Source organism: Geodermatophilus sp. SYSU D01176, assembly GCF_054050015.1.
This window is the reverse complement of sequence record NZ_JBJGYN010000017.1, coordinates 62,409-84,069: the sequence shown is the minus strand read 5'-3', so window position 1 is coordinate 84,069 and position 21,661 is coordinate 62,409. Positions and strand designations below refer to the sequence as shown.

Sequence of the window (21,661 nt, the reverse complement as noted above, 5' to 3'; positions counted from 1 at the left end):
TGGGGACGACGGCGTCCAGTGTGCGTCCGCCTGCTTGAGACTTCAAGTATCTGCGCGGACCAATCGGGTAGGGCTCGTCCGTGGACGACCCCCCGGTCACCGTCCGGGTGCCACCCGAGCTCGCCTTCCTGCTGCGCCCACGCGACCGGCCGGCCCGGGAGCGGCGGCTCGGGTACGACCCGGACGCGACGGTCGGGCACGTCGTCCAGGCGGCGGGCGTACCGCTGACCGAGGTCGGGCAGCTGCGGCTGGACGGCGTCCCGACGGAGGTCGCGGCGCGACCGGCTCCGGGCGGCGTGGTCGAGGTGGCCGCCGCCCCTCGCCCGCAGCCCGCGCCGCCGGGCGGTTTCCTGCTCGACGTCGGCCTCGGCGCGCTGGCCCGCCGGCTGCGGCTGCTCGGCCTGGACGCCGCCTGGTCCAACGACGCCGAGGACGCCGACCTCGCGGCGCGGGCCGGCGCCGAGGGCCGGGTGCTGCTCACCCAGGACCGCAGGTTGCTGATGCGGCGGGGCGTGCACGGCGCGCTGGTGCGCGGCAGCCGGCCGGACGACCAGCTGGCCGACGTCATCGACCGGTTCGCCCCGTCGCTGGCGCCGCTGACCCGCTGCACCGCCTGCGGCGCCCGGCTGGAGCCGGTGGCGAAGGCCGAGGTCGCCGACCTGCTGCCACCGCGCACCCGCCGGACGTTCGACGACTTCTCCCGCTGCCCGGCGTGCGGCCGGCTCTACTGGCGCGGCGCGCACGCCCGCCGGATCGAGGCGCTCATCGCGCGGCACAGGTGAGGCTCACCTCGGCCCCCGGGGGCCACGGCCTGGCCCCGGTGTGACACCGGCGGCGGGCAGACCAGGAGCGACCGCACACCCGAACCGCTCCCGCGAGGCCGCCGTGTACCTCTCCAAGACCGAGGCCGCCGTCCTGCCCACCACGCTCGTCGGCACCGCGAGGCGACCGCCCCAGGCGCCCGGGGGCCGGCGGCGGATCTGGCCGCTGCTGGGCCCGGCCTTCGTGGCCGCCGTCGCCTACGTGGACCCGGGCAACTTCGCCACCAACTTCTCCGGCGGCGCGGCCTTCGGCTACACGCTGCTGTGGGTGATCGTCGCGGCCAACCTCATGGCGATGCTCATCCAGTCGCTGACCGCGAAACTGGGCCTGGCCACCGGCCGCGACCTGGCCACCAACTGCCGCGAGCAGCTGCCGCGCCCGGTCACCTGGGGGCTGTGGCTGCAGGCCGAGGCGGTCGCGATCGCCACCGACCTGGCCGAGATCGTCGGCGGCGCGGTCGCGCTCTACCTGCTGTTCGGCATCCCGCTGCCGATCGGGGGGCTGATCACCGCCGTCGTCGCCTTCGCACTGCTCGCCGCGCAGTCCCGCGGGCACCGGCCGTTCGAGCGGGTGATCACCGGGCTGCTGCTGGTCATCGGGCTGGGCTTCGGCTACACGCTGGTCGGTTCGGGCGTCGACGTCGGCGGGCTGGCCGGCGGCCTGGTCCCCTCGTTCGCCGGCCCGGACAGCCTGGTGCTGGCCGCCGGCATCCTCGGCGCGACGGTCATGCCGCACGTGATCTACGTGCACTCCGCGCTCACCCCGGGCCGCTACGGCGACGTGGTCACCGCCGGGCGCACGCACGAGGGACGGCGCCGGCTGCTGCGGGCCCAGCGGCTCGACGTCCTGCTGGCCATGGGGCTGGCCGGGCTGGTCAACGCCGCCATGCTCGTCATCGCCGCGCAGCTGTTCACCGGCGGGGACGACGCCGCCTCGCTGGAGGGCGTGCACGCCGGGCTCGGTGACCGGCTCGGTTCCGGGGCGGCGCTGGCCTTCGCGCTCGCGCTGCTCGCCTCGGGGTTCGCCTCGTCGTCGGTCGGCACGCACGCCGGCCAGGTGGTCATGGCCGGGTTCCTGCGCCGGCACGTCCCGGTGCTCGCCCGCCGGCTGATCACCCTGGCCCCGGCGCTGCTGGTGCTGCTGCTCGGCGGCGACCCGACGACCGCGCTGGTCTGGTCGCAGGTCGTGCTCTCCTTCGGCATCCCGTTCGCCCTGGTGCCGCTGCTGTGGCTGACCAGCCGCCGCGACCTCATGCGCGGCTGGGTCAACCGGCGGGTCACCACGGTCGCCGGCGCGGTCGTCGCGGCGCTGATCATCGGCCTGAACGCCCACCTGCTCCTGGGCTTCGTGCTCGGCTGAGCCCCGCGAGATCGGCGAACTCGTGGCCATCGCGGCCTGATGGCCACGAGTCCGCGGATCTCGACACCTCAGGCGGGTTCCGGGACGCCGCCCGGATCGCCGCCGGGGTCGTCGGGCGTCGGCTCGATGGGTGGGGGCGGGAGGGGCTCCGGTGCGTCGGGGAGCAGCTCGCCCGGATCGTCGGGCACCGGCTCGGTCGGATCGATGCTCGGCTCCGGCTCAGGGATCGGCGCGACCATGCAGGGAGTCAACCAGCGCGTCGTCCCGACTGCTCGAGGTCCTCGTGGTGAAACCGTGGTGCCCCAGCGTCAGATTCGTGCGCACCACCATCAGCATCGACGACGACGTGCTCACGGCCGTCCGTGACGAGGCTCGACGTGAGCGGCGCACGATCGGCGAGGTGCTCTCGGACCTCGCCCGTCAGGCGCTCGTGGGCACACCCCGCCCGGGTGTCGACCCCGCGAGAGCCCGCCACGGGTTCTCCCCGCTCCCCCATCGCGGCCCAGCGGTGTCGAACGCGCTCATCGACCGGCTGCGCGAGGACGACGGCGGGTGAACCGCGCGCTCCTCGACGTCGACGCGCTCCTGGCCCTGCTCGACAGCGACCACGTCCGGGCCGGCGAGTGGTGGGACGCCGAGGTCGAGGGAGGCTGGGCCTCCTGCCCGACCACCGAGAACGGCTTCGCACGGATCACCAGCCAGCCGCGCTACCCGAGCCCGGTGCCGCCCGCGGCGGCGATCGAGGTGCTCGCGGCAGCCCGGGCGAGCCGGTACCACGCGTTCTGGCCCTGCGACGTGAGCCTCCTGGACGGGCAGGTGGTCGACTGGTCCCGGCTGCACGGATCCCGGCAGGTGACCGATGGCCACCGGCTCGCCCTGGCGGTGGCGCACGACGGCAGGTTCGTGACCGTCGACCGGTCGCTGTCCCCGGCCTCGGTGCACGGCGCCACCGAGGAGCACCTGACCGTCCTGTGCGCGCCGCCGGGTTCCACGTGGAACCGGGGGTTCAGGCTCCGCGCCAGGCGGCGTCGAAGAAGCCGACCTCCAGCTGCATCGCCCGCCGGTACGCCGTCCGGACGGCGGGGGTGTCGTCGGCGTGCCCGTCGAGCAGCCGCTCCAGGGTGACGGCCAACTCCTCGAAGCCCGGGTCGGCGTAGGTGGTGACCCACTCCGCGTAGTCCCCCGCCGTCTCGGCCGACAGCGACCGGCCCAGGTGCGCGTAGAGCCGCAGGCACGGCGTCATCGCCGCGGCGGTCAGCGTGGTCCCGCCCAGGAACGCCGTCGAGAGGAGGAAGTCGGTGTAGGCCAGCGTCGCCGGCAGCGGCTCGACCCGCGCCAGGTCGATGCCCCAGCGGGCGGCGTAGCCGGCGTGCAGCGCGAGCTCCTCGCGGACGCCGGCCAGCAGGTCGGCGAAGGTCTCCAGGGTGGCCCGGTCGGGGCTGTGCGCGATCCCGACGGCGTAGGCGCGGGCGAAGGACTCGAGGAAGAACACGTCCTGGGCGACGTAGCCGGCGAAGCGCGCCTGCGACAGCGTGCCGTCCCCGATGCCGACGACGAACGGGTGGGCCAGCGCCTCGGCGGCGAGGTCGGCGTTGGCGGCCCAGAGGTCCGCGGAGAGCGTCACGCGGCCTCCAGCGCCATCTGCCAGAAGGCGGTCTCCGCGGCGACGACCTCGGTGAAGACGGCGTCGGCGTCGGGTGCGGGGACGCCGTCCGCCGCCTCCCCGAGGGCGCCCACGTAGACCCCGAACCCGGGCAGGGTCCAGCGCTCCACGAACGACCGGTACTCCGGCGCCCCGGGCCGGGCCCCGGACCACGCGTCGAGGTAGCAGCGCTCGATCGTCCACAGCGCGGTCAGGCCCGTCCCGACGTCGGCGGCGTCGAGCCGCTCGAGCAGCTCCGCGTAGGCGGCGGTGGCCGGCAGCGCCGGGACGGCGAGGTCGAGCCCGCGGACGGCGGCCTGCTCCTCGAACCAGTCCAGCTCGACGTCGAGCGCCACCAGCCCCGCGGCGAGGACCGACTGCGCCGGCCGGGGCGCCCGGGCCAGCAGCCGGGCCTGGAAGCGCAGCAGGTCGGCGACGAAGCGGGCGTCCTGCACCAGCCAGGTGTCGAAGGCCGTGACCGGGACCGTCCCGTCGCGGACGGCGTCGAGGAAGGGGTGGCGGGTCGCGGCCCGCCAGGCGTCGGGGTGTCGGGACAGGAGCTCGGCGACCGGCACGGCGGCGACCGTACGCGTCGGGTCTACTGTGGCCACAGCCATGTGCGGGAGCTCGGGCGGACCGGGCTGAGAGGGCGACTCGACGCGTCGCCGACCGCTGGAACCTGACCGGGTAATGCCGGCGTAGGGAGCGATCATGAGCACGTCCGACGACGTCCGTACCAGCGCGCCCCCCGCGGACGCGCCCCTCACCCTCACCGAACCCCCCACCGCCACCCTCGGCCTGCGCGAGGCCTTCGGGCTGTGGGCCAGCCTCGGCGTCAGCCTGCTGCTGCCGGTGGCCGCCGTCTTCGTCGTCCTCCCGGGCCGGCCGCTGTCGACGACGATCGGCGCCATCGTCGTCGGCGCGCTGATCGGCGCGACCCTCCTCGGGCTGGCCGCCGCGGCCGGCGCCCGGGAACGGGTGCCGACGATGGTGCTGCTGCGCGGGCTGCTCGGCCGGCGCGCCTCCGCGCTCCCCACCGCGCTCAACCTCGTGCAGTGCGTGGGCTGGGCGACCTTCGAGATCGTCATCATCGCCGAGGCGGCGTCCCGGGTGCTCGGCGTGCCGTACTGGCCGTTCGTCCTGGCCGCGGGCGTGCTGGCCACCGCCATGGCGCTGCGCCCGCTCGGCATGGTCCGCGTGCTCGCGCGCTACGCCGTCTGGGCCGCGCTGGCCGCCGTCGTCTACCTCTTCGTCGAGGTGCTCGCCGAGCCGCTGCCGCCGCTCACCCAGGGGTCGGCGACGTCGTTCTGGACGGCCGCCGACATCGTCATCGCGCTGCCGGTCTCCTGGTTCCCGCTGGTCGCCGACTACACCCGGCACGTGCGCAGCGGCCGGGCGGCGTTCACCGGGGCCGCGGCCGGCTACGGCCTGGCCACGGTGGCGATGTTCACCCTCGGCGTCGTCGCGCTGGCCGCCTACGGCAGTGCCGGGTTCGACGTCATCGGCGCGCTGCTCGCCGTCCCGCTGGGGGCGGTGGCCGTGGCCGTCCTCGTCTCCGTCGAGCTGGACGAGGCCTTCGCCAACGTCTACTCGACCGCGGTGTCGGCGCAGAACATCGTCGCCCGCGCGGACCGCCGGCTGCTCGCCGTGGGCGTCGGCACGGTGGCCACGGTGCTGGCCCTGACCTTCGACATCGCCGCCTACGAGCCGTTCCTCTTCCTCATCGGCGCGGTGTTCGTCCCGCTGGTCGGCGTCTTCGCCGTCGCCTACTCCGCCACCCCCCGCGGCGCCTGGGACACCTCCGACACCGCGCCGTCCCGGCCGCTGTTCCTGCTGCCGTGGGCGGCCGGCTTCGTGGCCTACCAGCTCACGCTGCCCACGTACTTCGCCGGCCCGGGTGCGGGCTGGACGGCGTGGTGGGGCGCCCGGCAGGCCGACCTCGGCATCGACCCGGCGAACGGCTGGTCGGCGTCCCTGGTGGGCCTGGCCGTCGCGGTGTCGCTCACCGCGCTGGTCTGCCTGCCGGGCCGGCTCCGGGCGCGGCGGGTCACGGCATGACCGACGTCGCGGTAGCGGGAGGCGGCCTGATCGGGCTGTCCACCGCCTGGCGGGCGGCCCAGCGCGGCCTCTCGGTCACCGTCGTCGACGACTCCCCCGGCACCGGCGCCTCGGCCGCCGCGGCCGGGATGCTCGCCCCGGTCACCGAGGCCGGGTACCGCGAGGAGGCGCTGCTGCGGCTGGGCCTGGCGTCGGTGCAGCGCTGGCCGGGCTTCGCCGCCGAGGTCGAGCAGGCCACCGGCATGCCGGTCGGGCTGCGCACCGCCGGCACGCTCGTCGTCGGTTTCGACGAGGACGACGTCCGCGAGCTGGCGGCGCTGCACGCCTACCAGCGGGAGCTGGGCCTGGACGCCGAGCGGCTGACCCCGCGGGAGGCCCGCCGCCGCGAGCCCTCGCTGACCCCGCGGGTGCGCGGCGGGCTGCTGGTCGCCGGCGACCACTCCGTCGACGGCCGGGCGCTGCACGCGGCCCTGCTGCGCGCCGCGCAGGACGCCGGGGTGCGGCTGGTGCGCGAGCGGGTCACCGCGCTGCGGGTGGACGGCGGCCGCGCGGCGGGCCTGGAGACGGCCGACGGCGGCACCGTCGCGGCGGGGACCGTCGTCCTCGCGCTCGGCGCGCACAGCGGCGCCCTGCCCGGGGTGCCGCCGCTGCCGGTGCGCCCGGTGAAGGGGCAGATCCTGCGGCTGGCCGGGGCGGCCGACCTGCTCGAGGGCACCGTGCGCGCCCTGGTCCGCGGCCGGCAGGTCTACCTGGTGCCCTACGCGGGCGACCGGCTGATCGTCGGCGCGACCACCGAGGACCGCGGCTTCGACCCGACCGTCACCGCCGGCGGGGTGCACGACCTGCTGCACGACGCGATCGACGTCGTCCCGGGGATCAGCGAGCTGGAGCTGGTCGAGACGCTGGCCCGGTGGCGGCCGGGCACCCCGGACAACGCCCCGCTGCTGGGCCCCGGCCCGGTGCCCGGCCTGGTGCTGGCCACCGGCCACCACCGCAACGGCGTGCTGCTCACCCCGGTGACCGCCGAGGTGACCGCCGAGCTGCTGGCCACCGGCGCACTCCCCGAGCTCGCCGCCCCCTTTACCACCGACCGCTTCGGGAGGTAGCCGTCATGCAGGTCACCGTCAACGGCGCGGCCACCGAGCTGGCCGCCGACGCCACCGTGGACGACCTGGTCGCTGCGCGCAGCGGCGAGCACGACCGGGTCGCCGTGGCGCTCAACGGGGACGTCGTCCCCCGCAGCAGCTGGCCGCAGACGCACCTCTCCCCCGGCGACGCCCTCGAGGTCCTCGCCCCGACCGCAGGAGGCTGACCGTGTTGAAGGACCCCCTTGCCCCCCACCGCTCGCACGCTCGCAGCGGGCCCCTGCAAGGGGGCCTGCGCGAGGAGGTCGCGGACCCGTTCGTCATCGCCGGCGAGACGTTCACCTCCCGGCTGCTGCTCGGCACCGGCGGCGTGCCGAGCCTGGAGACCCTCGAGGCGGCCGTGCGGGCCTCCGGCACCCAGCTGGTGACGGTCGCGCTGCGCCGGGTGGAGGCGTCGTCCAGCGCCTCCATGCTGGAGGTGCTCGACCGCTGCGGGGTGCGGCTGCTGCCCAACACCGCCGGCTGCCGCACCGCCCGCGAGGCCGTGCTCACCGCGCGGCTGGCCCGGGAGGCGTTCGGCACGTCCTGGGTGAAGCTCGAGGTGATCGGCGACGAGCACACGCTGCTGCCCGACGCCGTGGAGCTGCTCGACGCCGCCGAGCAGCTGGTCGCCGACGGCTTCACCGTGCTCGCCTACACGACCGACGACCCGATCCTGGGCCGCCGGCTGGCCGACGCCGGGTGCGCCGCGGTCATGCCGCTGGGCTCGCCGATCGGCAGCGGGCTGGGCATCCGCAACCCGCACAACATCGCGCTGCTGCGCGCGGGCGTCGACGTGCCGGTGGTGCTGGACGCCGGCATCGGCACCACCTCGGACGCCGCACTGGCCATGGAGCTCGGCTGCGACGCGGTGCTGCTGGCCTCGGCGGTGACCCGCGCGCGGGACCCCGAGATGATGGCGCTGGCCATGCGGCAGGCGGTCGAGGGCGGGCGGCTGGCCAAGCTCGCCGGGCGCATCCCGCGCCGCTGGCACGCCGAGGCCTCGACGTCCTTCGAGGGCCTGCCGGAGCTGTGACCCTGCCGCGGCTGTTCGTCGTCACCGACCGGACGCAGGCCGCCGGGCCCCTGCCCGACGTCGTCGCCGCCGCGGTGGACGCCGGGGCCCGGGCCGTCCTGCTGCGGGACCGGGATCTCCCCGCCGGCGAGCGGGCCGCCCTCGCCGCGGAGCTGCGGGCGGTGCTCGACCCGGTCGGGGGTCTGCTGGTCCACGCCGGGTCGGTCGTCCACCCCACCCACCCCGCCGTCCACCTCGCCGCGGCCGAGCCGTTCCCCGACCCGCGCCCGGCGCTCGTGGGCCGCTCCTGCCACTCGGCCGCCGAGCTCGCGCAGGCCTGCGACGAGGGCTGCGACTGGGCCTTCCTCTCCCCCGTGTTCCCCACCGCGTCCAAGCCCGGCTACGGCCCGGCCCTCGGCGTCGAGGGGTTCGGCCGACTGCAGTCCCTCGGGCCCCCGGCGTACGCGCTTGGGGGCGTGCTGCCCGAGCACGTCCCGGACCTGCGCGCCGCCGGCGCGGCCGGGATCGCGGTGATGGGTCCGGTCATGCGCGATCCGGCCGTCGTCCGGGACTACCTGGCCGCGCTGGCCTGACCCACGGGTGGTCGCCGGACACCCCTGTCCCCGGTCGTGCTGTGACTCGCGTCTCAGGATGTTTGGAACCGCCGCTGCGGACCCATACGCAGGTGTTCGGCTCGCCCGCGGGCCGTCGGTCGGTCGCGCCCGCCGGGCGAGGGCCAGGGTGCGCCTCCGGGCGGGAACGAGCACGTGAGGGGTCCAGGGCGTGAAACGCGAGACGGCCGGACAGCTCTGGCCGTCCGCACGGCCGCCGGCCGCGCCCGACTGCTTCGTGTGGGACCTGGAGTCCGTGGCCGAGCTCCCCATGGTCCGCGCCGAGGTGCGAGCCCACCTCGCCCGGCCGCAGCAGGCCGACCTGCGCGACCGGCTGGTCCTGGCTCTCGACGAGATGGCCTCCAACGCGCTGCGGCACGGCGGCGGAGGGGTCCGGGCCATGGTGCGCCCCCTGGCCGACGCCTGGCTGATCGAGGTCCGCGACGGCGCGCCGCACACCCCGCCGACCCCCGCGGTCGGCCGGGACCCCAGCGAGGGCGGCCTGGGGCTCTACCTCATCGCCGAGCTGGCCACCGACCACGGCTGGTACGTCACCGCTGAGGCCAAGCACGTCTGGGCCGTGCTCGCGCCCTGAAGAAGGACCCCTCTGCCGGCCCACCATGGAAGGACCCCCGTCCTCCTCACGCCTCGTAGAAGGACCCCGTCCTCCCCGCCCCTCGCAAGCTCGGGGCGGGACCCGAGACGGGGCCGGAGCCTCCGGACGGGGCCAGCGGCGGGACCCTGCAGAGGGGCCGTGCGGAGGATGCCAACGGCCGCGGACCCCCTCCGATCGCGCCGGGGCGTGCCGACCGGTAGGACGGGGGCGGGACGCCGGCCCTGGGCGTCCGTCCCGATGCCGGACGACGCGAGGACCGTACGTGGCCGCCCCGATCTTCGACACCGCCCCGTGGCTCGTCCGTGAGTCCCACGTGGATCCCGAGACGCTCGCCGTCGCCGAGTCCGTGTTCAGTCTCTCCAACGGCTACGTCGGGATCCGGGGGACGCTCGACGAGGTCGAGCCCTCGACCATGCGCGGCACCTACCTGAGCGGGGTCCACGAGACGCACCCGTTGTCCTATCCCGAGGACGGCTACGGGAATCCCGAGGAGGGTCAGGCGATGGTCACCGTCGCCGACGGCACGCCGCTGCGCCTGCTCGTCGACGGGATCCCGCTCGACGTGCGCGAGGTCCGGCCACAGGTCCACGAACGCACGCTGGACCTGCGCGCCGGCACGCTCGACCGCCGCGTGCGCTGGACGACGCCCTCTGGCACGACGATGGAGGTGTCCTCGCGGCGGCTCGTCTCCCTGGCGGAGCGGTCGGTCTGCGCGGTGCGGTACGAGGTCCGCGTGCTGGACGGGTCCGCCCACGTGGTCGTCCGGTCCGAACTGGCCGCCGGCGAGGTCACGCCCACGGGGGTGGACAACGACGACCCGCGCGTCGCGGCGTGCCTGGACCAGCCCTTCGAGCCGCGCGCACAGATCGGCAACGCGAACGGTGGCGCCCTCGTCGAACGGACGCGCCGGTCGGGCATCACGGTCGCGGCCGCGGTCACCCACGCGGTCGACGGCGGGCGGGTGAGCACGCACGTCGACGAGCAGCACGTCGTGACCACGGTCGCCGCCGGCCTGGGCGCAGGGGAGAGCCTCACGGTCGTCAAGGTCGTCGGGTACGGCTGGTCCTACGACGCCGGCTCCGACTCCGTCCTCGGCGAGGCGTCGGCGGCCGTGAGTTCCGCACTCGACCTCGGGTGGGAGGGTCTGCTCGCCGGTCAGCGTGCCGTGCTCGACGAGCTGTGGGCGACGGCGGACGTCGAGGCCGACGGCGACCCCGAGCTCCAGCAGGCGCTGCGCTACGCCGTCTTCCAGCTGTTCTGCTCCGCCGCCTGCATCTCCCGCGCCCCCGTGGGCGCGAAAGGACTGACCGGCACGGGGTACAGCGGACACACCTTCTGGGACGTCGAGGGTTTCGTCGTGCCCGCCCTGACGCTGCTGCGCCCGGACGCGGCGGCACGCCTGCTGCGGTGGCGCGCCGCCACGCTCGACCTCGCCCGCGAGCGCGCCGGGACGCTGGGCCTCGAGGGCGCCTGCTTCGCGTGGCGGACCATCAGCGGGCGCGAGGTCTCCGCGTACTGGCCCGCGAGCACGGCCGCGATGCACGTCAACGCGGACATCTCTCGTGCCTTCTGGCTCTACCAGAACGCCACCGGCGAGGACCTCGACACCCTCGGGGGTCTGGCGGTGCTCATCGAGACGGCGCGGTTGTGGATGTCGATCGGCCACGAGGACGCGGCCGGCGGCTGGCACCTGTTCGGCATGACGGGGCCGGACGAGTACACCGGGGTCGTCGACGACAACGTCTTCACCAACCTCATGGCCCGGGCCAACCTCCGGCGTGCCGCGGACGCGTGCCAGCGGCTGGAGGCGCGCGCGTCGGAGCTGGGCGTGGACCACGCCGAGACCTCCGCCTGGCGGTCCGCGGCGGACGCCGTCCACGTCCCGTGGGACGAGGGCCTGGGTGTGCACCCGATGAACGCGAACTTCACGGCCTACGAGGAGTGGCGGTTCGAGGACCAGCGCGGCTCCTACCCGGTCCAGGAGCACCAGCACTACGCCACGTTCTACCGGCGGCAGGTGCTCAAGCAGGCCGACCTCGTCCAGGCGCTGTGGTGGTGCCGCGACGACTTCACGGCGGACGAGGTGGCGCGCGACCTCGACTACTACGAGGCGCGCACGGTCCGGGACTCCTCGCTCTCGGCCGCTGTCCAGGCGGTCGTGTGCGCTCAGGCGCAGCACCCCGACCTCGCCCTGCGCTACCTGCGCGAAGCCGCCCTCGTGGACCTGCGTGACGTCCACGGCGGAACCGCCCAGGGGCTGCACCTGGCCTCGGTGGGAGGGGCCTGGCTGGCCTTCGTCGCCGGTCTCGGTGGACTGCGGGAGGACCACGAGGACCTCGAGATCGCCCCTCTGCTGCCGTCCTCGCTCTCGCGCACCGCCTACTCCGTCACCTGGCGCGGCAGGCTGCTCCGCATCGAGACGACGCGGGAGGGCACCACCATCACACTGGCGCGGGGCGAGGGGCCGGTGACTGTCATCGTGGACGGGGTGCCCGTGCAGGTCGCGGCCGCCGTCCCCGCCCACGCGCCGCTCCGCGCCCCCACCCCGCTGCTCGACGAGCCGGGACAACCGGTCGGTCGCGAACCACGAACGTGAGGGCGCCTCGCCCGGCCGCCCTGCCCGCTGGCGGGCTCAGCCCTGGGGGTGCAGCCGGATGGCGGCCAGGGCGATGTCGTCCTGCAACCGCTCGGGACGCAGCCGCTCGATCACCGCGTCGCAGAGCTCCTCCAGCGGCTGGGCGGCGAGCTCGGCCAGCGCGTCCCGCAGCCGGGCGATGCCGTCGTCCAGCGGGAGGTCCCGGCCCTCCACCAGCCCGTCGGTGTAGAGCAGCAGGGTCGCCCCGCGCTGGACGGTCACCACGTTGTCCGAGCGCGTCGCGGCCGGGTCGACGCCGAGCATCAGGTCCGGCCGGTCGGCCTCCAGCGCCTCCACCCGGCCGTCGGGGTGCAGCACGAGCGGCGGGGGGTGGCCGGCGTTCGACCAGCGCAGCGTCGTCAACCCGGCGTCCCGCTGCTCGGCGGTCTGCTCCACCCGGGCCACGGCCGCGGTGGCCATCGTGCGCATGCCCAGCCCCTGGACGGCGGCGTCCAGGTCGCTGAGCACCTGCGCCGGACCGACGCCGTCGCGGTAGGCGATGCCGCGCAGCAGCCCGCGCAGCTGCCCCATGGAGGCGGCGGCCTCGGTGTCGTGGCCGACGACGTCCCCGATCACCAGCATCGTCGTCCCGGCCGGCTGGACGAAGGCGTCGTACCAGTCGCCGCCGACCTGGGCGACCTCCACCGCCGGCTGGTAGCGGACGACGATCTCGGCGGAGTCCGGGGCCGGCGGTGCGGTCAGGAGACTGCGCTGCAGGCCTTCGGCCAGCCGGCGCTGCTGCTCGTAGAGGCGGGCGTTGTCCAGCGCCAGGGCGACCCGTGCGGCGACCTCCTGCGCGGTGGCGACGTCGTCCTCGTCCGCGGCGAGCCGGCCCGCCGAGCGGTAGACGCTCAGCGCGCCGAGGGTGCGCCCGCGGGCGGCCAGCGGCAGGGTCACCGCCGTCCGCGGGTCGAGGGTCCAGAAGACGTCGCTGACCTCGCCCGGCGGGAGGGTGCGTCCGACGGCGGCGCCGACGTCGGGGACGGTCAGCGTCCGGCCGGAGGCCAGGGCTCGCATGATGGGGGCGTCCGGCTGGATCGAGGCCAGCCGCAGCTCGGCGTAGCGCCCGACGGTCGCCCGCAGGCCTGGGTCGCGGTGCCAGCTGCCGACGTCCCGCATCCGGCCGTCCTCGCCGGCGAGGCTGACGATCACCCAGTCCCCCAGCACCGGGACGACGGACTCGGCCAGCCGCTGCAGCGCGGCGTCCTCCCCCGCCCCGGAGCCCAGGGTCTCGCCGGTCACCGCGCCGACCTCGGCGATGAGGGCCAGCCGGGCGGCGCTGGCCCGGGCCCGCTCCTCGGCGGCCCGGCGCTCGGTGACGTCGAGGAAGTAGACCGACAGGCCGTCGGGGGCCGGCCACGCCCGGACCTCGTACCAGGCGTCCAGCGGCGCGGGGTAGTAGGCCTCGAAGACCCGCTCCCGCCCGGTGGCCGCCGCGCCGCGGTAGTGCACCTCGAAGTCGCTGCCCACGGCGGCGGGGAAGAGCTCCCAGATGACGCCGCCGAGGAGCTCGGCGCGCGTGCGCTGCAGCACCCGCTCCGCCTCGCCGTTGACGTAGGCGAACCGCCAGTCCCGGTCGAGGGCGAAGAACGCGGCGTTCATCGACTCCAGCACCCGCGCCACCCGGGCGTCGCCCTGCCGGTGCTCGGTGGTGTCGTGCGCGGCGCCGAGCAGGCGGACGGCCCTGCCGCGCTCGTCGGCCAGCGCCCGGCCCCGGCCGTGCACCCAGCGGGTCTCGCCGGTGGGCAGGGCCACCCGGAACTCGGCGTCGTACTCACCGACGGTGTCGATGGCGCGCTGGAGCGCGTCGAGGGTGCGGGGCGCGTCGTCGGGGTGGAGGCGCTCGGCGAAGGCCTGGATGGTCCCGGGCCAGCCCGACCGGTCGTAGCCGAACATCGCCAGCAGGCGGTCGTCCCACTCCAGCCGGCCCGAGGTCAGGTCCCAGTCGAAGCTGCCGATCCCCGCGGCGTCGATGGCCAGGCCGAACCGCAACAACGTGGCCGCCGCCTCCGGGTCCTGGTCCCCGGCATCGGCCGGCGTCCGCTCCAGGCTCACGGTCGACTCACTCGCATCCTCGGGCCGGGGGTCGGGCACGGACGCCGGTACTCGTCCCAGCTGCCCGGTCGACGCACCGGGGCGCGCAACGTCTCTTTCTCTCACGCCGGGGCCCTCCCGGGCCACCCGGTGTGCCGGATGCGACACCTGCGATCGGCGCGGGGCCCGCCCCCGGGGGCAGGGGGAGGCGGGACCCGCGCACGTCGGCCGGCGGAGGCCGAGGGGTGTCCGCCGCCGGAGCAGCGTCCCCACCATGAGGAACGACGCGGTGACTCACCGGATACGGGTTGGAACGCAGAACGCACGAGACCGCCGACGGCGGGCGCCCAGCGGGGGAGGGCGCCCGCCGTCGGCGGGAGGAGGACGGGGCTGCCGTCCGCGGCACGGTCTCGCTCCCGTGCGGTGCTCGTCCTGCGGCGCTCCGCCCGCGGCTGCGGGTCCTCTCCTGCGGTCGACTCCCGGCGCCGGCGGCCGGCCGGCGGTCCGGCCCCGGACGGCGCCCGGGCCAGGTCGGTGCCGGTCAGAGACCCGGGGGACGGGTACCGGCGCGGACCTGTCGTCCCGTCGGACGGTCCCCGCCGCCGGTCAGCCGTGCCGCGCAGCGGTCGCCGCCTCCCTGGAGGGTCCGCACGCTGCGTGGGACGCAGTCGGCGGGGGGTCGAGGCGGGTACCGGTGGAGCAGCGACGTCTGGAGCGGCGGGAGGACTCCCGTCGGAGGGACAGCCAGGGGCGGTGCGAGGTCGGTCGGGAGGAGCGGAGGCCCCGGGCCGCGGCCACCGGAGGGGGCGGTGGCCGGCAGCGGAGCCGGGAGGCGGAGCGGGGGACGGCATCCGTCGCGGGGACGGGGCGGCGCGGCTCAGCGGGGTGGCTGCCCCCGGGCCGGAGGAGGTCGCGGATCACCGCGCGCCCGGGCCGGGGCGGAGGCCCGTGCGGCTCCCGGGGAGCGGCCTCCCTGCGCGGTCCTCGGTGCGGGGGCGGGCCGCGGTGCCGGCACCTGCCGGGCGAGCGGGGCGACCACCGGGACGCGGGAGGAGACAGCCGGCCGGGGGAGCCGGGCCGGACGGAGCGCCGCAGCGGGGGAAGGCGCCGCGGGCTGGCTCGTGGGGGTGTTCGGCAGCTCGGTGAGCACCACCGGGCCGTCGGGGCGGGGCGCCGGGGCCGGGCGGCCCCACGCGAGGTGGGCGCCGTCGGGGCCGGCGCCCCAGAGCGCCAGCCGGCGGACCAGACCGCGCACCCGGGCCCACAGGCCCCGCCGGGGCGCGGGGGCCGCCGTCGGCGCGGCCGGAGCCGGGGCGGGGGGCACCGGCCGGGGGCGGGCGGCCGGGAGCGGGACCGGACGGACGGCGACCGGCCGGCGCGCCGTGCCCGAGCGGTGCACGGCCGCGCGGCGGGGACGCGGGCGGCCCGGCTGCAGGGTCCCCGGCCCCGTCCAGGGCAGGCCCCGTCCAGAGGCTCGCCGCGAGCCTGCGAACGGGGAGGGGGACGGGGTCCTTCCCCGAGGGGTGGGGAGGACGGGGTCCTTCTCCAGGTCGTCCGTCGTGCGCGCGGGACGCGGGGCCAGCGCCCGGTCGTTCGCCATGACGTCCTCCTGAGGTCGGTGCCGCGGTCGCTGCGGACAGGGAGAACGGTAGGGACGGCGGCGCCGCGCGACGGCCTCCCGGGACACCTCCCGGAGGGCGCGTGACCGAACCGTTGCGACGGTCCCCCGCGGCGGCCGGTGACCCTCCCCCCGCAGCGGCCGCTTGTCGACTCGACTGCCGCTCCGGAGCGTGGAACGCGCTGGCCAGGGCGTCGGTCACCCCGGCGGTGCGCCCGACGCGCCCGGCGTGTCGGGATCCGGGGCGCTCGGTCACGCTCCCCCTGGGACCCCCGGGCACGGCTGACAGGATCGGCCCGTGGCGACCCCCCTCGTGATCGACACCGATCCCGGCATCGACGACGCCCTGGCGATCCTGCTGGCCCTGGCCAGCCCGGAGGTCGACCTGCGCCTGGTCACCACGGTGCACGGCAACGTCGAGCTGGCGCAGACCACGGACAACGCGCTGCGGGTGCTGCACCTGGCCGGACGCACCGACGTCCCGGTGGCCGCCGGCGCCCGCGACTCGCTGGTGTACCGGCAGCCCGAGCGGGCCGGCCACGTGCACGGCGAGGCCGGCCTGGGCGGGGTCGAGCTGGAGCCCTCACCGGCCGTCCCGGACCCGCGGCCCGCGGTGGTCGCGATGGCCGAGGTGCTCATGGCCGCGGAGTCGCCGGTGACCGTGGCCGCGATCGGCCCGTGGACGAACGTCGCCCTGCTGCTGGCCACCTACCCCGACGCCGCCGAGCGGATCGGCCGGCTGGTGCTCATGGGCGGTTCGGCCGGGCGGGGCGGCAACGTCACCGCGGCCGCGGAGTTCAACGTGTGGGCCGACCCGGAGGCGGCGCAGCGGGTGCTGGGCTCCGCCGTCCCCACCGTGCTGGTCGGGCTGGACGTCACCCTGCCCACGGTGCTGGACGACGCGGGCATCGCCCGGTTCGGCGGGGCCGGCCCGGTGGGGCGGACCGCCGCGGCGATCCTGCGGCAGTACGTCGACCACGCCCGCACGAGCTACGGCACTCCGGGCGTCGTCCTGCACGACGCGCTGGCCTTGACCGAGGCGATCGTGCCCGGCACGCTCGGCACGGTGCGCCGGGACGTCGTCGTCGACACCACCCTGGGCGCCGGCCGCGGGCAGACGCTGGTCGACCGACGCTCGGTCTCGGAGTCCCCCACGGCCGTCGAGGTCGCCGAGACGGTGGACAGCGACGCCGCCGTGGAGTTCCTGGTCAGCCGGCTGGCGGGCCTGGCGCGCCGGCTCGGCTGACGGCCGGTTACCGGCGGGCCGGACCCTCCCGGGTCCCCTCCACGATGCCCGCGGCGATGTCCCGGAGCTTGCGGTTGTACCGCTGCGAGGCCTCCCGCAGGATCTCGAACGCCTCGTCCGGGTCCACCCGCCGCTGCGCCATGAGCACGCCCTTGGCCTGCTCGATGACCGCGCGCGACTCCATCGCCAGGCGCATGTTGCGGGCGTGCTCGACCAGCCGGTCGTGCGCGTCGGCGTTGGCCACCGCGACCGCGACCGCCTCGGCCACCGCCGTCGCCGCCTCCTCCGACTCGGCCGAGGCGAAGGCCGCGGGCCGCGTCGAGTAGGTGTTGAGCGCCCCGATCGTGCTGCCCTGGTACGGCAGCGGGAGGGACAGCGAGCTCCGGACGCCGACGTCGAGGACACGGGTGGTGTAGTCGGGGTAGCGCTCCTCGCTGCGCATGTCGTCGATCCGGATCACCACGCCGGCGCGGCCGGCGTCCATGCACGGCCCGTAGCCGCGCTCGTACTGCAGCTCGTCGGCGGCCAGCGCCATCTCCCCGGTGTGCGCGGCGGTGAAGGCCCGGTCGCCCCGGACGAGGGTGATCGAGGTGGAGTCCGCGCCGGGGATGCTGCGGGCGGCGATGCCGGTCACCTCCCCCAGGACGTCGTCGAGGGGACGGTCGGCCAGCACCACCTGGCTCAGGTCACGCCACAGGTCCTGCACGCGGCCAGTCTGCCCGCTCCGGCGCCACCGGAGGGCCGGAGCGCCCTCCCGGGGGGCGCCGCTGCGGGAAACGGGCCTGTCGGTCAGGATGGGGTGGAGGGTCGGCCGTGGGTCCACCCGGTCCATCGCCCAGCGACGGCGGAGGAGGTTGCCTTGGGCCAGGAGCCGTGGCCGCACGCACCCGTGCCGTCCCTCGCGGGCGACGTGTGGCACTGGCAGCTCGAGGCGATGCACGTCGTCTCCCGGGTCCGGGCGGACCTGCGGGCCAGGGTCGCCCACCCGTCGGTCTGCTCGACGTCCACCGACGACGCCCGTGACGGGCTGCTGCTGGTCTTCGAGGAGCTGGCGTCCAACGCGCTGCGGCACGGCGGCGGCGCGGTGCGCGCGCTCGTCGTGGCCGGCACCGACGGCTGGCTGCTCGACCTCAGCGACGAGGCGCCCGACCGTCCGCCGGTGCCCGCCATCGACCGCGACCCGGCGCTGGGTGGCATGGGCCTGCACCTGGTCGCCCAGCTCTCCAGCGGCTACGGCTGGGAGCGCCGTCCCGGCCGCAAGCACGTCTGGGCGCTGCTGCCCAACGGCCTGGCACCCCTGGAGACCGGTCACGTGCCCGAGCCCCGTGCCGGGGAGCGCCGCCCCGACTGAACAGATCGAGCGGTGGGCGGCGGTGGACTGCTCGACTCTCGCGCCGTTCCACCTGCTCGTGCGGTCCTGCACGAGCGCAGGAGCAGGTGGAACAGCGCGAGAGTCAGCGGCGAGAGGGCGCGGCTGACCCGTCGCGGTCCCGGCCGCTCCTACCTCCCGGCCCGGGTCACCGCGGCGCAGTAGCGGGCGTGGTCCTCGCGGACCTCGGCCATCGGCGCGAGCACCTCCTCCTGGGCGACGACGTCCACGGCCGCCTCCAGCCGCTGCTCCGCCCGCCGCGCCAGCCGTCTCGCCCGCAGGCCGACCAGCGGCCGGGCCACCAGCGCCAGCAGCGCCCCGGCGAGCAGCCCCCCGATCAGCAGCAGCGTGGGCAGCGGCACCCCCTCCACCCGGGGCAGCGGGACGACGTCGTCGAGCTGGAAGAAGCCGAGCACGACCAGCGCCAGCAGCCACAGCGCCCCCGCCAGCGCGACGAGGGCGAGCAGCCACTGGAGCCCGCCCACCCCCCGCTGCCACAGCGGGGTGCGCTGCGGGCCGAGGTCGGTGCCGGCGACGGCGCGGTCGAGCCGGTCGGCCAGCTGCTCCTCCGACACCTCCACGGTGCGCCGCAACTCGTCCCGCCAGGTCTGCGGCAGACCCTCGCCGGCGGCCTCCCGCGCGGCCCGCACCGCGCGGGTCACGCCGGCCCGCTGCACCGCCCCCGCGGCCGGCAGCGACGTCCGGGCCCGCTCGTCCCCCAGGTGCAGCCGTTCCAGCGGATCGGGCCGCAGCTTCCGCGTCCAGCGCAGCAGCGGCCAGCCGGTCGCCGCCGTCCCGCTGCGCCGCACCGACCGCTCGACCGCGGTGGTCACCGCCGGCACGCCGGCGGCCTCGGCCAGCGCCTCGGTCAGCTGCTCGTGCTCGGCCCGTCCCACGCCCGCCCCGCCGTCCGCACCGCAGTGGGCCGCCAGCGCCGTGGCCGTGCCCCGGACGTCGGCGGTGAGCCGGTCGGTCGCCGCCCGCCGGGCGGACACCCGCCGGGCCAGGTCGGCGCGCAGCTCCCCGAGGCCGGCGCCGGTGCGCGCGGAGACCGCCAGCAGGGGGGTGTCCGCCAGGCCTTCCCGGTCGAGCAGGCCGCGCAGGTCGGTCAGGCAGGCCCGCGCGGCCGCGGGGTCGAGCCGGTCGACCTGGTTGAGGACCACGAGCAGCACGCCGGCGTGCCCGGCCAGCGGCACCAGGTAGCGCTCGTGGACGGCCGCGTCGGCGTACTTCTCCGGGTCCAGCACCCACACCAGCACATCGACCAGCTGCACCAGCCGGTCGACCTCCAGCCGGTGCTCGAGCTTCACGCTGTCGTGGTCGGGCAGGTCGAGCAGCACCAGCCCGTCCAGCGCCGGCTCGGGGGCGTGCCGGTGCCGGCGGGGCACCTCCAGCCAGTCGAGCAGCCGGTCCTGCGGCTCGCCCCACACGGTGGCGTGCGCGACGCCGGTCGTCGGCCGCCGCACGCCCGGGCTGCTCACCTCCGCACCCGAGAGCGCGTTGAACAGCGTCGACTTGCCGCTCCCGGTGGCCCCGGCCAGGGCGACGACGGTGGCGTCGCCGAGCGCCTCGCGGGCACCGGCCTTGGCCAGCAGCCGACGGGCGTCGGCGAGCTCGGGCGCGTCCAGCCGGCCGTCGGCGACCTCGACCACCTCGCGCAGCGCCGCCAGCCGGTCGGCCAGCGGCGGCGTCCGTCCCCTCATGCCCGGTCCCGGGCCGCGGTCAGCGCGGCCGCGGCGGCGCGCAGCTCGGCGGCGGCGTCGGGGGTGGGGGCGGCCTCGTCGACGAGGGCGTCGAAGCGGCCCTGCTCGTAGCGCAGCAGGGCGTCCGCGCGGGCCTGCAGGTCCTCCCGGGCGCGGGTGGCCAGCGAGCGGACGGCGGCGTCGCCGAAGACGGCCTCCAGCAGCCGCTGGCCGAGCGCCGTCGTCCCGCCGGCCACCGCGACCTCCCCACCGGTGAGCCCGCCGGTGTGCGCGAAGACGGCGACCATCACCACGGCCCCGGCACCGTTGACGCCCCAGGAGAGCACCCGGGCCTGGGTGCGCTTCCCGGCGCCCTCCTCGCGGACCATGTCCAGCACGTACCCCTGCCAGTCGCGCACCTGGGCTGCCGCGGCCTCCGGGAAGTCGGGGGAGACGCGGTCGAGGTCCTCGTCGGCGGCCGCCAGCAGCAGCGGCCCGCCGGGCAGCGCCCGCCACGCGGTGACCGTGCGCTCGGCGGCGCGGTCGGCCTCGGCGCGCAGCAGCGTCTCCACGCTCGTCTCCAGCGCGCCCTGCAGCTCGTCGGCGGGCGAGGCGCGGCCGGTGAACGCGGCGGCGACCCGGTCGCGCAGCCGCCCGATGGAGCTCTGCAGCGAGCGCATCCACTCGCCGGTGCCCACGAACTCCTGCCAGCGGGCCAGCACCTCGCCGCGCAGCAGGCTGCCGCTGCGCACCCCCTCGTCGATGCCCTCGTAGGCGGAGGTGTACGCCGCGGCGGCCGCCTCCCGCAGCGCGGTCGCGGCCCGCGCCTGCTCCTCGACGGCAGCGGCGATCCCGGCCACCCGGTCCTCCAGGCTGGCCAGCGCGCCGGTGAGGGTCTGCCGGACGACGGCGGCGCGCTGCTCCTGGTCGGCGGCGAGCCCGTGCAACCAGCCGCGCAGCGGGGCGACCTGGTCCTCCGGGAGGAACCCGTCGACCAGCGGCCGCTCCTCGACCACGAACAGCTGCACCCCCGACAGGCCGGCGCGCTCGAGCATCCCGGCGAGGTCCGGCGCGATCTCCACGGCGGCGCCCGGCGGCACCCGGTCCAGGACGACGGCCAGCGCGGTGCCCCGTTCCTGCGCGGTCCGCAGCACGTCCCAGGGGACGGCGTCGGCGTAGCGGGCCGCGGTGGTGACGAAGACCCACAGGTCCGCGGCGGCCAGCAGCTGCGTGGCCAGCTCGCGGTTGGACTCCACCACCGAGTCGACGTCCGGCGCGTCGAGCAGCGCCAGGCCGGGCGGGACGTCGTCCCGCGGCACCAGCTGCAGCGTGCCGGGGCCGCCGGCGCCACCGGTGACCCGGGCGAGGCCCGGCAGCACCCGGTCGCCCTCGAAGGCGGCCACGTCGACCCGGGAGCAGACCAGCACCGGCGCCCGGGTGGTCGGCCGCAGCACGCCGGCGGTGGTGACCGGTGCGCCGATGATGCTGTTGACCAGCGTGGACTTGCCCGCCCCGGTGGAGCCGCCGACGACGGTGAGCAGGGGGGCGTCGAGGTCGCGCAGCCGGGGCAGCAGGTAGTCGTCCACCTGCTCGACCACCCTGCGGGCCGCTCGGCGGGCGGCCTCGCTGTTCGGCGTGGCCAGGCCGAGCGGAGCGGCCGCGACGGCGTCCCGCAGGTCCGTCAGGGCCTCGGGCAGGCGGGCGGGCGCGGTCACACCCCGGGGACTATCCCGGTCGGCCGCGGGTTACCCATGGCCGACCTCGACGGACGCCCGACCGCGGGGCCGGCGGCGTGTCGCTCCCACCGTGGCGGAACTCGTCGGTCTACCT

19 protein-coding genes and 1 riboswitch are annotated in these 21,661 nt (G+C 76.7%); of the genes, 13 read left to right on the top strand and 6 right to left on the bottom strand.

Features of this window, described 5'->3' with window-relative positions:
- Positions 1 to 80: 80 nt before the first annotated feature.
- The 4 genes from ACI78Z_RS11625 to ACI78Z_RS11610 all read left to right on the top strand — a co-directional run bounded on the left by ACI78Z_RS11625 (position 81) and on the right by ACI78Z_RS11610 (position 3,306).
- Positions 81 to 782 carry a Mut7-C RNAse domain-containing protein gene (locus ACI78Z_RS11625; RefSeq protein WP_457036692.1) on the top strand — a complete coding sequence of 234 codons (702 nt, stop codon included), beginning with the start codon at positions 81 to 83 and terminating at the stop codon, positions 780 to 782.
- Positions 783 to 885: 103 nt separating this feature from the next.
- Positions 886 to 2,181 (top strand): Nramp family divalent metal transporter, encoded by a 1,296-nt coding sequence (locus tag ACI78Z_RS11620; protein ID WP_457036691.1) that lies wholly within the window; start codon positions 886 to 888, stop codon positions 2,179 to 2,181.
- A gap of 316 nt (positions 2,182 to 2,497) precedes the next feature.
- Positions 2,498 to 2,737: an antitoxin gene (locus tag ACI78Z_RS11615; RefSeq protein ID WP_457036690.1), complete on the top strand. Its 240-nt coding sequence runs from the start codon at positions 2,498 to 2,500 to the stop codon at positions 2,735 to 2,737.
- Positions 2,734 to 3,306 (top strand): TA system VapC family ribonuclease toxin, encoded by a 573-nt coding sequence (locus tag ACI78Z_RS11610; protein ID WP_457036689.1) that lies wholly within the window; start codon positions 2,734 to 2,736, stop codon positions 3,304 to 3,306. Before ACI78Z_RS11615 ends, ACI78Z_RS11610 begins: the two co-directional genes overlap by 4 nt.
- Here ACI78Z_RS11610 and ACI78Z_RS11605 read toward each other — a convergent pair.
- Positions 3,188 to 3,805, bottom strand: coding sequence for a TenA family protein (locus tag ACI78Z_RS11605; protein WP_457036688.1), 618 nt, complete (start codon positions 3,803 to 3,805; stop codon positions 3,188 to 3,190). The two genes, ACI78Z_RS11610 and ACI78Z_RS11605, sit on opposite strands and share 119 nt — an antisense overlap.
- The gene (locus tag ACI78Z_RS11600) at positions 3,802 to 4,398 is read right to left on the bottom strand and encodes a thiaminase II/PqqC family protein (protein WP_457036687.1); all 597 of its coding nucleotides are present in this window, start codon (positions 4,396 to 4,398) and stop codon (positions 3,802 to 3,804) included. The genes ACI78Z_RS11605 and ACI78Z_RS11600 overlap by 4 nt, the downstream gene beginning before the upstream one ends.
- Positions 4,399 to 4,432: 34 nt before the next feature.
- Positions 4,433 to 4,545, top strand: a riboswitch (TPP riboswitch).
- On the opposite strand from ACI78Z_RS11600, the gene ACI78Z_RS11595 reads away from it, so the two are divergent.
- The 7 genes from ACI78Z_RS11595 (at position 4,535) to ACI78Z_RS11565 (ending at position 11,843) form a co-directional block, all read left to right on the top strand.
- The gene (locus ACI78Z_RS11595) at positions 4,535 to 5,881 is read left to right on the top strand and encodes a purine-cytosine permease family protein (protein WP_457036686.1); all 1,347 of its coding nucleotides are present in this window, start codon (positions 4,535 to 4,537) and stop codon (positions 5,879 to 5,881) included. It overlaps the preceding riboswitch by 11 nt.
- Positions 5,878 to 6,987 carry a glycine oxidase ThiO gene (gene thiO / locus ACI78Z_RS11590; RefSeq protein WP_457036685.1) on the top strand — a complete coding sequence of 370 codons (1,110 nt, stop codon included), beginning with the start codon at positions 5,878 to 5,880 and terminating at the stop codon, positions 6,985 to 6,987. The genes ACI78Z_RS11595 and thiO overlap by 4 nt, the downstream gene beginning before the upstream one ends.
- A gap of 5 nt (positions 6,988 to 6,992) precedes the next feature.
- The gene (gene thiS / locus ACI78Z_RS11585) at positions 6,993 to 7,193 is read left to right on the top strand and encodes a sulfur carrier protein ThiS (protein WP_457036684.1); all 201 of its coding nucleotides are present in this window, start codon (positions 6,993 to 6,995) and stop codon (positions 7,191 to 7,193) included.
- Positions 7,194 to 7,195: 2 nt separating this feature from the next.
- The gene (locus tag ACI78Z_RS11580) at positions 7,196 to 8,041 is read left to right on the top strand and encodes a thiazole synthase (RefSeq protein ID WP_457036683.1); all 846 of its coding nucleotides are present in this window, start codon (positions 7,196 to 7,198) and stop codon (positions 8,039 to 8,041) included.
- Positions 8,038 to 8,613, top strand: a complete 576-nt coding sequence (locus ACI78Z_RS11575; RefSeq protein ID WP_457036682.1) for a thiamine phosphate synthase — start codon at positions 8,038 to 8,040, stop codon at positions 8,611 to 8,613. The genes ACI78Z_RS11580 and ACI78Z_RS11575 overlap by 4 nt, the downstream gene beginning before the upstream one ends.
- A gap of 190 nt (positions 8,614 to 8,803) precedes the next feature.
- Positions 8,804 to 9,226, top strand: coding sequence for an ATP-binding protein (locus ACI78Z_RS11570; RefSeq protein ID WP_457036681.1), 423 nt, complete (start codon positions 8,804 to 8,806; stop codon positions 9,224 to 9,226).
- 283 nt (positions 9,227 to 9,509) lie between these two features.
- Complete coding sequence (locus ACI78Z_RS11565; RefSeq protein WP_457036680.1) at positions 9,510 to 11,843, top strand: glycoside hydrolase family 65 protein; 2,334 nt, start codon at positions 9,510 to 9,512, stop codon at positions 11,841 to 11,843.
- Positions 11,844 to 11,879: 36 nt separating this feature from the next.
- Here the strand turns inward: ACI78Z_RS11565 and ACI78Z_RS11560 are convergent, their stop codons facing one another.
- Positions 11,880 to 13,937 (bottom strand): SpoIIE family protein phosphatase, encoded by a 2,058-nt coding sequence (locus ACI78Z_RS11560; RefSeq protein WP_457036679.1) that lies wholly within the window; start codon positions 13,935 to 13,937, stop codon positions 11,880 to 11,882.
- A gap of 1,895 nt (positions 13,938 to 15,832) precedes the next feature.
- On the opposite strand from ACI78Z_RS11560, the gene ACI78Z_RS11555 reads away from it, so the two are divergent.
- On the top strand, positions 15,833 to 16,780 hold the full coding sequence (locus ACI78Z_RS11555) for a nucleoside hydrolase (protein ID WP_457036678.1): 948 nt from the start codon (positions 15,833 to 15,835) through the stop codon (positions 16,778 to 16,780).
- 7 nt (positions 16,781 to 16,787) lie between these two features.
- On the opposite strand, the gene ACI78Z_RS11550 is transcribed toward ACI78Z_RS11555, so the two are convergent.
- Entirely contained in the window at positions 16,788 to 17,486 is a 699-nt protein-coding gene (locus tag ACI78Z_RS11550) for an ANTAR domain-containing protein (protein WP_457036677.1), read from the bottom strand.
- Between the two features lie 153 nt (positions 17,487 to 17,639).
- On the opposite strand from ACI78Z_RS11550, the gene ACI78Z_RS11545 reads away from it, so the two are divergent.
- Positions 17,640 to 18,131, top strand: a complete 492-nt coding sequence (locus ACI78Z_RS11545; RefSeq protein ID WP_457036676.1) for an ATP-binding protein — start codon at positions 17,640 to 17,642, stop codon at positions 18,129 to 18,131.
- Positions 18,132 to 18,280: 149 nt separating this feature from the next.
- On the opposite strand, the gene ACI78Z_RS11540 is transcribed toward ACI78Z_RS11545, so the two are convergent.
- Together ACI78Z_RS11540 and ACI78Z_RS11535 are read right to left on the bottom strand one after the other, a co-directional pair.
- Positions 18,281 to 19,852 carry a GTPase gene (locus tag ACI78Z_RS11540; RefSeq protein WP_457036675.1) on the bottom strand — a complete coding sequence of 524 codons (1,572 nt, stop codon included), beginning with the start codon at positions 19,850 to 19,852 and terminating at the stop codon, positions 18,281 to 18,283.
- Positions 19,849 to 21,546 carry an ABC transporter gene (locus ACI78Z_RS11535; RefSeq protein ID WP_457036674.1) on the bottom strand — a complete coding sequence of 566 codons (1,698 nt, stop codon included), beginning with the start codon at positions 21,544 to 21,546 and terminating at the stop codon, positions 19,849 to 19,851. The genes ACI78Z_RS11540 and ACI78Z_RS11535 overlap by 4 nt, the downstream gene beginning before the upstream one ends.
- Positions 21,547 to 21,661: the final 115 nt, after the last annotated feature.

What these genes read in the sequence shown, in the direction of transcription:
- ACI78Z_RS11595 (WP_457036686.1), top strand. Translation starts at nt 4,535, where the DNA reads ATGAGCACGTCCGACGACGTCCGTACCAGCGCGCCCCCCGCGGACGCG.
- thiO (WP_457036685.1), top strand. Translation starts at nt 5,878, where the DNA reads ATGACCGACGTCGCGGTAGCGGGAGGCGGCCTGATCGGGCTGTCCACC.
- thiS (WP_457036684.1), top strand. Translation starts at nt 6,993, where the DNA reads ATGCAGGTCACCGTCAACGGCGCGGCCACCGAGCTGGCCGCCGACGCC.
- ACI78Z_RS11540 (WP_457036675.1), bottom strand. Translation starts at nt 19,852, where the DNA reads ATGAGGGGACGGACGCCGCCGCTGGCCGACCGGCTGGCGGCGCTGCGC.